The organism is Pseudomonas promysalinigenes (assembly GCF_014269025.2).
In the GTDB taxonomy this organism is placed as follows: domain Bacteria; phylum Pseudomonadota; class Gammaproteobacteria; order Pseudomonadales; family Pseudomonadaceae; genus Aquipseudomonas; species Aquipseudomonas promysalinigenes.
Window position 1 is genome coordinate 2,881,037 of the sequence record NZ_CP077094.1, and the last position, 11,715, is coordinate 2,892,751.

The 11,715-nt window shown below is 58.2% G+C and carries 15 protein-coding genes; 8 read left to right on the forward strand and 7 right to left on the reverse strand.

Translation table 11 applies throughout. From position 1 onward, the window contains the following. The first annotated feature begins 1 nt into the window (after nt 1). Nucleotides 2–1,384, forward strand: a complete 1,383-nt coding sequence (locus HU725_RS13125; RefSeq protein ID WP_186477984.1) for an aminotransferase-like domain-containing protein — start codon at nt 2–4, stop codon at nt 1,382–1,384. 167 nt (nt 1,385–1,551) lie between these two features. After that, nucleotides 1,552–1,743, forward strand: a complete 192-nt coding sequence (locus HU725_RS13130) for a hypothetical protein (protein WP_225915485.1) — start codon at nt 1,552–1,554, stop codon at nt 1,741–1,743. 109 nt (nt 1,744–1,852) lie between these two features. Here HU725_RS13130 and HU725_RS13135 read toward each other — a convergent pair whose 3' ends face one another. Further along, nucleotides 1,853–2,365, reverse strand: a complete 513-nt coding sequence (locus tag HU725_RS13135) for a ProQ/FinO family protein (protein WP_186478003.1) — start codon at nt 2,363–2,365, stop codon at nt 1,853–1,855. Between the two features lie 371 nt (nt 2,366–2,736). Here HU725_RS13135 and HU725_RS13140 point away from each other — a divergent pair, with 371 nt between their 5' ends. Continuing rightward, on the forward strand, nt 2,737–3,900 hold the full coding sequence (locus HU725_RS13140) for an AAA family ATPase (protein WP_186477985.1): 1,164 nt from the start codon (nt 2,737–2,739) through the stop codon (nt 3,898–3,900). 27 nt (nt 3,901–3,927) lie between these two features. On the opposite strand, the gene HU725_RS13145 is transcribed toward HU725_RS13140, so the two are convergent. The 4 genes from HU725_RS13145 to HU725_RS13160 form a co-directional block, all read right to left on the reverse strand. Then, complete coding sequence (locus HU725_RS13145) at nt 3,928–4,632, reverse strand: lipopolysaccharide kinase InaA family protein (RefSeq protein ID WP_186477986.1); 705 nt, start codon at nt 4,630–4,632, stop codon at nt 3,928–3,930. A 125-nt stretch (nt 4,633–4,757) separates the two neighbouring features. Next, nucleotides 4,758–5,054, reverse strand: a complete 297-nt coding sequence (locus HU725_RS13150) for a hypothetical protein (RefSeq protein ID WP_186477987.1) — start codon at nt 5,052–5,054, stop codon at nt 4,758–4,760. Nucleotides 5,055–5,135: 81 nt separating this feature from the next. Beyond that, nucleotides 5,136–6,410, reverse strand: a complete 1,275-nt coding sequence (locus HU725_RS13155; protein WP_186477988.1) for a Y-family DNA polymerase — start codon at nt 6,408–6,410, stop codon at nt 5,136–5,138. Beyond that, nucleotides 6,400–6,828 (reverse strand): LexA family protein, encoded by a 429-nt coding sequence (locus tag HU725_RS13160; protein ID WP_060480238.1) that lies wholly within the window; start codon nt 6,826–6,828, stop codon nt 6,400–6,402. Before HU725_RS13160 ends, HU725_RS13155 begins: the two co-directional genes overlap by 11 nt. Before the next feature lie 102 nt (nt 6,829–6,930). Here HU725_RS13160 and HU725_RS13165 point away from each other — a divergent pair, with 102 nt between their 5' ends. Both HU725_RS13165 and HU725_RS22970 read left to right on the forward strand, forming a co-directional pair. Beyond that, nucleotides 6,931–7,650, forward strand: a complete 720-nt coding sequence (locus HU725_RS13165; RefSeq protein WP_186477989.1) for an SOS response-associated peptidase family protein — start codon at nt 6,931–6,933, stop codon at nt 7,648–7,650. An 87-nt stretch (nt 7,651–7,737) separates the two neighbouring features. Continuing rightward, nucleotides 7,738–7,872 (forward strand): hypothetical protein, encoded by a 135-nt coding sequence (locus tag HU725_RS22970; RefSeq protein WP_261743581.1) that lies wholly within the window; start codon nt 7,738–7,740, stop codon nt 7,870–7,872. Between the two features lie 81 nt (nt 7,873–7,953). Here the strand turns inward: HU725_RS22970 and HU725_RS13170 are convergent, their stop codons facing one another. Together HU725_RS13170 and HU725_RS13175 are read right to left on the reverse strand one after the other, a co-directional pair. Beyond that, nucleotides 7,954–8,178, reverse strand: coding sequence for a hypothetical protein (locus HU725_RS13170; protein ID WP_060480240.1), 225 nt, complete (start codon nt 8,176–8,178; stop codon nt 7,954–7,956). A gap of 94 nt (nt 8,179–8,272) precedes the next feature. Next, complete coding sequence (locus tag HU725_RS13175) at nt 8,273–9,169, reverse strand: homocysteine S-methyltransferase family protein (protein WP_186477990.1); 897 nt, start codon at nt 9,167–9,169, stop codon at nt 8,273–8,275. Between the two features lie 103 nt (nt 9,170–9,272). Between HU725_RS13175 and HU725_RS13180 the strand changes: the two genes are divergently transcribed. From HU725_RS13180 to HU725_RS13190, 3 genes are all read left to right on the forward strand, one after another. Beyond that, nucleotides 9,273–10,094: an ABC transporter substrate-binding protein gene (locus HU725_RS13180; protein ID WP_060480242.1), complete on the forward strand. Its 822-nt coding sequence runs from the start codon at nt 9,273–9,275 to the stop codon at nt 10,092–10,094. Further along, nucleotides 10,091–10,912 (forward strand): amino acid ABC transporter permease, encoded by an 822-nt coding sequence (locus HU725_RS13185; protein WP_186477991.1) that lies wholly within the window; start codon nt 10,091–10,093, stop codon nt 10,910–10,912. The genes HU725_RS13180 and HU725_RS13185 overlap by 4 nt, the downstream gene beginning before the upstream one ends. A gap of 428 nt (nt 10,913–11,340) precedes the next feature. Then, a complete protein-coding gene (locus HU725_RS13190) occupies nt 11,341–11,685 on the forward strand; it encodes a type 1 fimbrial protein (protein ID WP_186477992.1) in 345 nt (114 codons plus the stop codon). Nucleotides 11,686–11,715: the final 30 nt, after the last annotated feature.

The window sequence follows — 11,715 nt, forward strand, 5'->3', positions numbered from 1 at the left end:
AATGAAGCGCGACGGCACGCGAATCAAAGCGGTCATGGGAGTGATACAGGCCAGGATCGCCTCCCGGACCTATACCCCTGGCACCCGCATCCCGTCGGTGCGGGCGATGGCCCAGGCCATCCAGGTCTCGGTGTCTACGGTCCTGGAAGCCTATGAGCGCTTGATGGCAGAAGGTGTACTGACCTCGCGGCCTGGCTCAGGTTTTTTCGTGGGAGGGCCAGTCGCACCTTTGGCCCTCACCGAGCTTGGCCCAAAACTCGATCGTGAGGTGGACCCACTCTGGATCTCACGCCAATCGCTGGAAACCAGCAGTGACGCCCTGAAGCCGGGGTGCGGCTGGCTGCCGGCTTCCTGGATGTACGAAGCCGGCGTGCGCAAAGCGCTACGTGTGGCTGCCCGCTCCGACACCATGAATCTGGCTGAGTATGCGCAACCACTTGGCCATATCCCGCTCAGGCAATTCTTGTCGCGACGGCTGGGAGGGATCGGGATCGATGCCCCGCTTGAGCAGGTCATGCTGACCGAGTCTGGTACTCACGCCATCGACCTGATCTGCCGCTTTCTGCTGCAGCCCGGTGACACGGTTCTGGTCGATGACCCCTGCTACTTCAATTTTCACGCTTTGCTCAAAGCCCACAGGGTGAATATCGTCGGTGTCCCTTACACCCCGACAGGCCCGGACATCACTGCATTCGGCGCAGCACTGCTCGAACACGAGCCTCGTCTGTACATCACCAATTCCGGTATTCACAACCCAACCGGCGCTAGCCTGTCTGCGGTCACGGCTCATCGGCTGCTGAAGCTGGCCGATGCCACTAACTTGGTGATCGTGGAAGACGATATTTTCAGTGATTTCGAGCATACCCCTGCCCCACGGCTATCGGCCTTCGATGGCCTGGAGCAAGTGATCCAAATCGGCAGTTTCTCAAAGACCATCTCGGCGTCGATCCGCTGCGGCTACATTGCCGCGCGCAGCGACTGGATCGAAGCGCTGGTCGACCTCAAGATCGCCACGACGTTCGGCGGCGGGCGCATGGCCGCAGACATCGTTCATCACGCTATCACCGATAGCGGCTACCGAAAGCACATGGAGGGCGTACGCCTGAGGTTGACCGAGGCAATGGATGAAACAGTGGTGCAGCTACAAGCCATCGGCATCAAACCTTGGATCGTGCCCCGAGCCGGCATGTACTTGTGGTGCCAATTGCCAGAAGGCACGGATGCGGCAATGCTGGCCAGAACTTGCCTACGAGAAGGATTGGTCCTGGCACCTGGCAACGCGTTCAGCCAGGCCATGGCGGCAAAGGACTTCATGCGTTTCAATGTTGCTCAGTCAGCTGACAGCACCATTTACGAGGTGTTGAAACGGGCGCTCAACGCGTAGATCGCACCGGCACTGCGCGGCCTCGGCTCATCTGAGACTTGGTTGATACTTTTCAGGTCAACCAAAATGAACGTTTACCGCTCCCGGCGACTCAATCTACCGTCGCGCGTTTCTCGAGCGGCGAAGGGCAGGATGGATTCTGCAGAATTTTCATGGAGCGAACGGTCATGAGCGTTACGTTGAGATGCCTCAAATGCGAAGGTGAGGAGTTCACCAAGCCGCGACGGTTGTACAGGAAGTCTGTCCTGACATGCCACCGCTGCAACACCATCGCACTCTATGGCGACCTGCTCGAAGCAGCAGGCCAGCGTCTGATGGCCGACCTCAAAGTCCAGCTATCGCAACTGAAAACCGGCTAGTAGCCTTAAGCGCCGGCTTGCAGATGCCAGGGTCAAACACCTTGCCCTGGCCCTGAACATACTGCGGCACTGTGCCAGCGAAGACGCAGGGCCGAGCGCGAAAACCAACTTAGTCTGCCGCCTGCTCTACAGGGTTTTGAACGGCCGGTGCAGGTTCCGCCGCTTTCGCCTTGGCGCGGTTCTTGCGAGCCTGGCCGCGCTGGCGCGAGGCTTGTTGCTTGGCATACAGTGCCTGGCCTGCCGTAACTACACCAGCAGGCTGGCCGTTAAGGTCCAGACGCGGGGCATTCTCGACCATGCTGGACCAGTAACGGTTGCCTCGGCACCACGTCGAAATGCCAAGCTTAAGCTGCTCGCTGGTGATACCCAGCAGTTCCAGGTGTTGCTCGGCATCCTTGAAGATGCCCTCTTTGAGCGGAACCTTCGGAGCCGGGTTCACCGGGAAAGCCAACGGGAAATGCTTTTGCAATGGCCAGATGGCCTCCACCGCCGGGTCCTGCTCGCGCACCTTGGCCTGGGAGGCAGGCTTACGCTTGGCGGGGCGCGGGGTGTCGGCTTTTGCCTGCTGCGCTTTTTCAGACCGCAGGCGGTCACGTAATTCAGCTAGTTGTTCAAAACCCATCGTTAATTCACTGCTTCTACGTTGATTGCGTGATGCAAGGATAAGCCATGCAGCGCTTTCGAGCAGCAGAAAGAGTATGAATTGTCCGTGATTTCGTGCCTTAGCATGACTGATGCAGGCAAAACCACTGTGAATATCACCTGCCAAGGCCGCCATGCCGCCCAAGCTGGCATTGCTGCCATTACCCCACGAGGTGAAATTTCACTTCACCCGTTCCACTAAGACATTTCTTAAAAATGCCGCCGACACCTGATTTTCGTTGCATGCCTCACCAGGGAAATCTAGGCTCTGTGTCGCTGTCGCCCCACTGCGCTCATCAAGCCCGATCGCATACCTGCGCCTACGTTATCAACGTATCGACTGGAGCACCGATGCTCACTACTCTCGCCATCGCCAACTACCGCTCGATCAAGCACATGGTAATGCCCCTGGGCCAACTCAATTTGGTGACTGGCGCTAACGGCAGCGGTAAATCCAACCTGTACAAAGCACTTCGTCTACTGGCCGAAACGGCCCAGGGGGTTGTCATCGAGGCACTCGCCCGTGAAGGCGGGCTTGGTTCGACCTGGTGGGCCGGGCCCGAAATGAGTGCACGGATGCAGCGCGGTGACGTCCCCATACAGGGTCAGCAACCGAACGAAGCCAAACGCCTGCGCTTAGGCTTTACCACTGAGGATTTCGGTTTTGCCATTTCGCTTGGCCTGCCCATACCCGTACCCTACCCCACTGCATTCATGCTCGACCCCGAGATCAAGAGCGAAGGCATCTGGGGAGGCGGGGCGTATCGGCCAGCCTCGTTGCTGGTCGAGCGCAGAAACGCCATGGTGCGCGCCCGTGATGGGCACGGCTGGACAGTGCTCGATCAACATGCCGATAGCTGCGAAAGTTTTTTCAACATCGTAGGGCGAACCCGGCAAGCACCGGAGATCGGCGAGCTGCGGGCGTTCATCAACGGCTGGCGGTTTTACGACCACTTTCGAATCGACCGGGATGCGCCATGCCGCCACCCGCAACTGGGTACCCGTTCCCCAGTGCTGCACCACGACGGCCGTAACCTAGCCTCCGCGCTGCAGACCATCATCGAAATCGGCGATGTGGAAGACCTATTCGCCGCCCTGGAAGATGCGTTTCCAGGCAGCCGCCTAGCGATCGATGCGCCAGCGGGCGGCCTGTTCAGCGTGCGGCTGCACCAACACGGTTTGCTGCGCCCGCTTAGCGGGGCCGAGTTGTCGGATGGGACACTGCGTTATCTGCTGCTGATGGCCGCGCTGCTGACGCCGCGCCCGCCATCGCTGATGGTGCTCAACGAACCGGAAACCAGCCTGCATACAGACCTGCTCCCAGCACTGGCTCGCCTTATTATCCGCGCATCACGGCGTAGCCAGGTATGGGTGGTGTCACACAGCCGAGTGCTCATTGACGCGTTGACGGCGTGCGAAGGATGCAATGTGCTGGAGCTGGAAAAGCACCAAGGGCAAACCCAGCTACGAGGCGTTGGACTGCTGGACGAACCGCTGTGGCGATGGATGGACTGAAGGCCAGCACTTGCAAACAGGCGCCGCTCAACACGCCACGAGAAGCCGCTCGGCATTCGTCCCGAACGAATACCTATAACCTCTGCAGAAGGCCTCCCATTCTTCATTCCCCCACCCGGATCGACGCTTGACCTGCCTTAAATCATGCCTGCTGGCTTTCACAGCGGTCAGCCGCCGGCGGGCTTTCTCGAAATCGAGAAACGCGACCTTTATGTTCGGCTCGCTAAAGTCGATGAAGACATGTTTGAGGTACAGGCAACCATGCTGCCATCGGCCAGAATTCCACTTAGCCAACAGGCTGCCGTAGGCTTCCAACACTTCGTGATAGCGCCGCTGGCCGATGGACTCACGCATGCCTTGCGCATAAAAATCTTCTAGCGACACATAGCCTTCGAGTGCTGCAGTCACCATTACCGCTTTCCATTCGCCATGGTCCTTACGGACATCGCTGTGCAGCAGGGACGGCGTGGCTACGCCCAGCGATGCTGCGGCACGCATAGCCTTCGCCTCACGAGCCACCGTTGGGTAGCCGAAAGGATGGCGCAAGCTGCGATAGACATGCCCTACCTGCTGCTTTTTGTAAAAGGTCAAACCCTGAAGCTCCACCTTCAGAACGCCGCTTTCACCACCTCTACGGATATTGGGGGGCTCAACCCACACCCCTGCTGCGTCGAGAATATCCTTCATTTCCGGCTGGCCAGGCCCTGAGTCGTTCGAATTATTGTAAGTCATGGGGAACCTGCTGGTTGAGTGGCTAATTAGCCTGAAGTCTCAGAATATAGTAAGCAAATTGCCGAAAATACCTTTTTTATCTGCAATTGCGCTGCTTGCTCCGAATAGGCATCCCTCGCAGAGGTTCAGGAATCAGCCCCACTTACCTGGCATACACCGTTAGCTCGGTTCTTACCGGTATAGGAAACATCCGCCGAGCCATCCGGATTGATCGACAGCGAGATCGTCACACCACCGCCCTTGGCTTCGAAGTAGTTATCGTTGAACTTCTTAAGCTTCCCCTCCTTACCATTGATATAGATGGGGCCACCTTGGTCGGCGTGGACCACAATGTTCCCTGGGCATGTGGCGTTCAACAGCGGGATGCCCGCATAGGCGACATTGGAGGCGGCAAACAGAACACACACCAGTAAACGCTTCATTCCATGCTCCCTGAACAGAACAACAGACTCTCAATCAAAGCCTACATCCATACTGGCCGCCACCGACGCCTGTCGGAGGGTTCAACCTTTGATCGTCCACAGCTGGTCTATCCGCGTGGTATAGGACTGGCTCATCATCTCGCGCTTCATCCCCCAATCTGGGGCCGCCGGTACCGTAGCGGCACGCATCGTTCCGCTACCCCAGCGCTGGTTGATGTCATCCATTACTTGCATCAGTCGGTCACAAGATACCGGCTGCTTAAGGGCAAACAGATCTTGCGAGAATTCACCCGGCTGCCTCAGGTCCAGTAGCAGCACCTCAGCCTTGCTGTACCGGTAGCCGGGGCGAAAAATGCGCGCGACGGCATCCGTAGCCAGCCTTGTCATCAGCAACGTGTCACTTGTGGGGTAAGGCAACTCCACCAGAGCGCCCTGAGCGTGGTGGGCTTCATCCGGATTGAACATACCCGTGCGGATGCTTACTCGCATACGCTTGCACACCGAACCCTGGGCCCGTAGCTTTTCAGCGGCTCGGCCTACGTAGGTGGCCACTGCCTGCTTGATGGGCGCCAGCTCGCTCAAGCGCTTGCCGAACATTCGACTGCTGCAGATTTCCTGCTTGGGCGGCTCGACTTCATCGAGGTCCAGGCAAGCGGTACCGGCCAGCTCCCGCGCGGTCTTCTCAACCACCACGCTGAATCTCTGTCGCAGCGTCCAGGCATCCGCCTTGGCAAGGTCCATTGCCGTGATGATCCCCATGGCTTCGAGGTGCGCGGTCATCTTCCGGCCGATACCCCATACCTCCTTGACCTTGGTGTTGCGCAGAACCCAATCCCTTTTTACCGGCTCGGTAATGTCGACCACCCCGCCCGTGTGGCTGAGCAGCCGCTTGGCGGTATGATTGGCCAGCTTCGCAAGCGTCTTGGTACGCGCGATGCCCACCCCTACCGGAATGCCCGTGCGTTGCATAATGCGTAAGCGCAGGCCATGGCCAAAGTTGGTCAAGTTCTCTTGAATGCCGGACAGATCCGCAAAGCATTCGTCGATGCTGTACACCTCGGTGCCCGGTACCATCGACTCGATGAGCGTCATGACGCGTTCACTCATGTCGCCATACAGCGCATAGTTGCTGCTGAACGCCACGACTCCATGGCGGCGGAGCTTCTCCTTGGCCTGAAAATACGGCTCACCCATTTTCACGAAAGGCTTGGCGTCGTATGACCGGGCAATCACGCAGCCATCGTTGTTGCTCAAGACCACGATAGGCGTCTTGGCGAGGTCTGGGCGGAATACGCGCTCGCAACTGGCATAGAATGAGTTGCAGTCGATAAGCGCGAACACCTGATCATTGCGCATGATCACGCACGCTGTAACGCACCACGCCCCACACCATCAAGTCGTCACCCTCCATCACATAGCGCGGGGGGTAGGCGGTATTCTCCGATTTAAGGATCACCACGCCATCGCGCCGATGCAGGCGTTTGCACACCGGCTCGCTATTGATGGCTGCGATCACGATATCGCCATGCGCGGCCTCCCTGCTACGGTCCACAATGACCAGGTCGCCAGAATAGATACCGGCACCCTGCATACTGTCGCCTTCCACTCTCACCAGATACACATGGGGCGCGCGGATGTCGAATAACTCATCAAGGGAAAGGTGGCCTTCCAGATGGTCCGCTGCAGGCGAGGGAAAGCCGGCTGGAACATTGAAGCCGTATAACGCATGGGATTCAGAGCCTTCAGGCGGCGTACTAAAAATTGTGATGGTCATGGGAGGAAGTCCGATGCAAACTGTATGCATATACAGTTAATCGTTCATCGCGCAGACGGTCAATGCTGAACAATGAGATTTCAGACGGACGAGAGGTGAAAAATGTGCGGGCGCTACTCGATCTATGAATCCATGGACCACTACCTGAAGCAGCTGGCCCTCGATCTGGTGGTCATCAATGGATATGACCATGAACCGATCAATCGCTTCAACGTCGCGCCGGCAACCCGTGTCGAGCTGATTCACCAGGTCGAGCAGGGCTTGCGGGTGGATCGAGTCAAGTGGGGATGGTCACCCATATGGGCAAAGAGCAAACGCCCTGCCCCCATCAATGCCAGGGCAGAAACGGTGATGACAGGGCGGTTTTTCAAGGAGCTGTGGCCATTCTCCCGGGCCCTGGCGCCAGCCAATGGGTGGTTCGAATGGGTATCTGCCCCCGGCAACCCCAGGCAGAAACAGCCCTACTACATCACCAGGGTGAACGGCGAGCCACTTTACTTCGCAGCGCTGGCACAGGTGCAGCCGGGCATCGAAGGCAACGAGCGCGATGGTTTCGTGATCATCACGGCCGCAGCGGACCAAGGTTTGATAGACGTGCACGACCGCAAACCATTGGTGCTCACGGCCGACCTGGCCAGAGAGTGGCTGGACCCCGCCACCGCGCCCGCCCGCGCAGCGCAGATAGTGGCATCGGGCTGCAGCCCAGCCACGGACTTTCGCTGGTTCCCCGTTGCCAAGGCCGTGGGGAACGTGAAAAACCAGGGTGCCGACTTGATCGAACCGCTCGATGACGCGTGTCAACAGGGCACACTCGAGTTTTGAGCGCGATAGGCTGTAAAAAAATTGAATCAGTCAATTGCCCGATCGGTCAGGATTTATGAACGTAGTAAATCTGACGAGGTGACAGCAATGACTATCCAAGCAGAGACACTCGCTCAACTTGCCGAAGCTCTCCAAGAGCGCGGCATGACCCTTGTAACCGATGTGGTATTCACCAGGGCGCCGTACCGGCACAACCACCGTTGGATCTGCATCGTAGAATAAAAAAACCGGTTGCCGGCGGTTTGGAGCTACGCTCCACCGCCGGCCCTTTTGTGTCAGGCGTATAAATGCCGGACCATGGTTTCAGACAACTTGTATATCTGAAAATCCAAGGACCTCAGCCTGCTCCAGGATCTGCTCAGGGCTAGCATCGGCTGGCGGCATCACCAGGCTATTCTCACCATCGCCGAAATGCAGCAGCATCACATGCAGCGCAGCCTCGTGAACAGGCAACCGAGGCTGCTTCAGGTCAAAGGTGTGAGTGGACGGCTGGCCGTCGTGGCAGTAGCGAACGGTATATACAGGCATGAGCACCTCGAAGGTAGAGAAAAGACTCAATACCTGACCGGCAGGACAGGAAATAATTCAGGTCCGCTCAAGTTCAAGCCCGGCTGCCACCTTTTCAGAGGTTGAGCTTGATCTGGGTGATATGCTCCGGGCCGATGCCACAGCAGCCGCCGATCAAGCTAGCCCCTCGCCCGCGCCAATCGCGAGCCCATGCCAGATAACCCGGCGGGTCCAGGTCTTCACGTAGTTCGTCGAGGCCATCGTTGGCAGTCGCTTGCTTCGATTGCGGCGGGAAGGCATTGGCATAGGCGCCAATGGCGATGTCCGCCTGGCGTGCCTCGATGATCGAACGGGCAACATCCAGCGCCGCGCCGATCACCTCTGGCTGGCTGCAGTTGAACAGCAGCGCTGCAACACCCAGTTCCGCCACAGCTTCGACAGCATCGGCCACCGGCTCGCCGGAACGTAGGCGCGGCACGCTGTCGACATCCTCGTCCTGCAGGGTGAACGATACCCAGAACGGCTTGCCGTCGGCAGGCAGATGGCTATGGATGGCCCGCACCTCGGCAATCGAGCTCTGGGTTTCCGCCAGCCAAAGGTCCACATTTGGCGCCAGCCCTTCCAGCAGCGGCTTGAGCACTTCAGCCACTCGCTGCGGCTGGAACAGGTCCGGCCGGTAAGAACCGAACAGCGGCGGCAACGACCCCGCTACCTGAACTGGCTGCGCGCTGGCATTAGCCGCCCGGCGTGCCAACTGGCCTGCCACCGTGGCCAGTTTCAGGCCCTCCTGAGCGAAACGCTCTTCGCCGATATGGAATGGCACCACCGCATAGCTATTGCTGGTGATCACCTGCGCACCGGCGGCGATGAATGCAGCATGCACCCCCACTACTGCCTCGGGCGCCTCGCTCAGGGCCAACGCCGACCACTCGGGCTGACGGAACGGCGCGCCGCTACGCTGCAATTCCCGGCCCATGCCACCATCCAGCACTACCAACGCTCGTTGTTTCATATAACTACTCTGAAGGTTCTTATGAATAAAATTCACTAGGTATGAATGATTTATAACTATTTAATACGCAAATTCAGTTTTGGCCAACTTTTCAGGTATTTGTATGCGCATCCCCGCCCTGCTCGGCGCGAGCCTTCTATTGCTCGCTACCGCTACTCAAACCCTCGCCGGCACTACGCTTGAGCGCGTCGAGTCGAATAAGGAAATGGTGAACGTGCTGATGGAAAGCTACCCGCCGTTCTCGTTCCTCAACGATCAGAACCAGCTCGACGGCTTCGATGTCGACGTGGCCAGGGCGGTGGCGCAGAAACTTGGGGTCAAGTTGCGCCTGGAAACTCCGTCCTGGGACGTGATCGCCGCCGGCCGCTGGAGTGGGCGCTACGACATCTGCATTTGCTCGATGACTCCGAGCAAAGCACGCGCTGAGGTCTTCGCCTTCCCAGTGGAGTACTACGCCTCGCCTGCTGTCATCGTGGTCAATGCCAACGATGAACGCATCCACAGCGCCAAGGATCTGAATGGCCGCAAGGTAGGCCTGACCGCAGCGTCGAGTTATGAAAGCTACCTGAACAAGAATTTGGTGATCGAAGGCGACGAGGACCGTCAGATCGACTACCCGTTCGAGGCCGTGCAGGTAGCCCCCTACGACACCGATAATGTCGCTTTCCAGGACTTGGGGCTAGGTGCAGGCGTACGTTTGGACGCCATCCTCACCAACCTGGTAACCGCCAAGCCGCGCCTGGATGAGGACAAGCGTTTCAAGCTGGCCGGCGCCCCGTTGTATGAAGAGCCGAACTCGGTAGCCATCGAGAAAGGCGACCCAGAATGGGACGCCAAGGTGCGTCAGGTGTTCGCCGAGCTGAAAGCTGATGGCACGCTGGCGAAGATTTCGCAGAAATGGATCGGCGCCGATATCAGCAAATGAGCAACTTCCCTCCCGCACCCAAACCTGCGGCCCGCAGCAAGACCACCGGCCTGTTCGGTTTTCGTACCCGGTTGTATCTGACCTGGCTGGCCCTGTTCGCCCTGTTCGTAGCGTTTTTCCTAAGCTTCGACCTGAAGTTTGCGATCATCGTAGAAAAGTTTCCCAACCTCGCCGGTTTCAAGCTAGGACCCAATGGTTTTCTGCAGGGTGCAGCGCTGACCCTGTTCCTGTGCCTGTGCTCGATGGTCGTGTCAGTGATGTTGGGTTTTGCTGCTGCGCTTGCGCGGCTGTCTAAGAGCGCAGTGCTGGTGGGCATCGCCAGCTTCTACACTTCGTTCTTTCGTGGCACGCCGCTGCTGATCCAGATTCTGCTCATTTATCTGGGCCTGCCGCAGGTGGGCCTGGTGCCTGGAGCCATCAGTGCCGGCATTATTGCGTTGTCGCTGAACTACGGTGCGTACCTGAGCGAAATCTTCCGCGCTGGTATTCTTGGCGTAGCTCGCGGCCAGCGCGAGGCTGCCGTGGCGCTTGGCATGCGGCCAGTGCAGACTTTCTGCAGCATCGTGCTGCCTCAAGCCATGCGGGTGATCATTCCGCCTACGGCCAACCAGTTCATCTCGATGCTCAAAGACTCGTCGCTGATCTCGGTGATGGGGGTTTGGGAGGTAATGTTTTTGGCGCAGTCGTACGGGCGCTCGAGCTACCGCTACCTTGAGATGCTGACCACCGCAGCAGTGATTTACTGGGTACTGTCGATCTTGCTGGAGCTAGTACAGGCGCGGCTTGAAAGGCATTTCGGCAAGGCCTATCAGCGCTGAGCACACCAATAGGCGCAGGTTCACTGGCCAATGGGCCGCACAGCGGCCCATATGATCGACGAGTCGATCACTCCGCGCCTGGTGGAATACCGTCCTTGTTCTTGTCTTTGAGCCGCGCTTTTTCCTCCTCCGTCGAGTGAGCAGGGACCTCGGATTGCTGCGGGTCTTGTTGGTGATGTGTCATGGTATTGCCCTCACAAGTACTGTCTGAGATGTGAATGCGCGAACAGGGCAATGGTTCCTGAGTAGATGCCGAGCGTATCGATCCAGGGCCTGGCCATTGCAGCGGCGATGATCAGGAAAACCCAACGCTGCCCGCAGATTCCGCCAAAATAGCGCTACCATTTGTCGAAAAAAACGATTCAGCAATCAGATTTTGTGCGGTCAAGCCGATAAGCCGATTATCACCTCGAATCGGAACGTCACCCATGAAAGGCTTTGCCGCTGCAACACTGTTATGCGCTGTCTCCAATCTCTGCCTCGCCGCAGAGGAAATGCCGCTGCATGGCACCATCCACTTCTCCGGAGCGGTGGTAGGCAGTACTTGTACCCTCAGCGGTAACGCCGAACATGGCCTTTCCGAGCGTTGTCCCGAGGATGCCGTGCACCAGACTCTGAGCGTCAAGCCAGTGGGTACAACTGAGGGGATAAGCATCAGCGCCGCGCCCCAATCAAGGCGCGGCGATGAAAGCGAGCAAAAGTACATACTGGTTGGCTCAGCTGGCAACCCTATCACCCGGGGTCAGTATGTCATCACCCAAGCACTGCAATGACGGATTGATCGACCTAAGAGTCGCAGTTAT

Excerpts from the sequence above, each read along its gene's own strand:
- HU725_RS13125 (WP_186477984.1), top strand. The coding sequence starts at position 2 with ATGAAGCGCGACGGCACGCGAATCAAAGCGGTCATGGGAGTGATACAG.
- HU725_RS13155 (WP_186477988.1), bottom strand. The coding sequence starts at position 6,410 with ATGCGCAATGATCAGGTGTTCGCGCTTATCGACTGCAACTCATTCTAT.
- HU725_RS13170 (WP_060480240.1), bottom strand. The coding sequence starts at position 8,178 with ATGCCTGTATATACCGTTCGCTACTGCCACGACGGCCAGCCGTCCACT.
- HU725_RS13150 (WP_186477987.1), bottom strand. The coding sequence starts at position 5,054 with ATGAAGCGTTTACTGGTGTGTGTTCTGTTTGCCGCCTCCAATGTCGCC.
- HU725_RS13160 (WP_060480238.1), bottom strand. The coding sequence starts at position 6,828 with ATGACCATCACAATTTTTAGTACGCCGCCTGAAGGCTCTGAATCCCAT.
- HU725_RS13165 (WP_186477989.1), top strand. The coding sequence starts at position 6,931 with ATGTGCGGGCGCTACTCGATCTATGAATCCATGGACCACTACCTGAAG.
- HU725_RS13135 (WP_186478003.1), bottom strand. The coding sequence starts at position 2,365 with ATGGGTTTTGAACAACTAGCTGAATTACGTGACCGCCTGCGGTCTGAA.
- HU725_RS13130 (WP_225915485.1), top strand. The coding sequence starts at position 1,552 with ATGAGCGTTACGTTGAGATGCCTCAAATGCGAAGGTGAGGAGTTCACC.
- HU725_RS13180 (WP_060480242.1), top strand. The coding sequence starts at position 9,273 with ATGCGCATCCCCGCCCTGCTCGGCGCGAGCCTTCTATTGCTCGCTACC.
- HU725_RS13145 (WP_186477986.1), bottom strand. The coding sequence starts at position 4,632 with ATGACTTACAATAATTCGAACGACTCAGGGCCTGGCCAGCCGGAAATG.
- HU725_RS13175 (WP_186477990.1), bottom strand. The coding sequence starts at position 9,169 with ATGAAACAACGAGCGTTGGTAGTGCTGGATGGTGGCATGGGCCGGGAA.
- HU725_RS22970 (WP_261743581.1), top strand. The coding sequence starts at position 7,738 with ATGACTATCCAAGCAGAGACACTCGCTCAACTTGCCGAAGCTCTCCAA.
- HU725_RS13190 (WP_186477992.1), top strand. The coding sequence starts at position 11,341 with ATGAAAGGCTTTGCCGCTGCAACACTGTTATGCGCTGTCTCCAATCTC.
- HU725_RS13140 (WP_186477985.1), top strand. The coding sequence starts at position 2,737 with ATGCTCACTACTCTCGCCATCGCCAACTACCGCTCGATCAAGCACATG.
- HU725_RS13185 (WP_186477991.1), top strand. The coding sequence starts at position 10,091 with ATGAGCAACTTCCCTCCCGCACCCAAACCTGCGGCCCGCAGCAAGACC.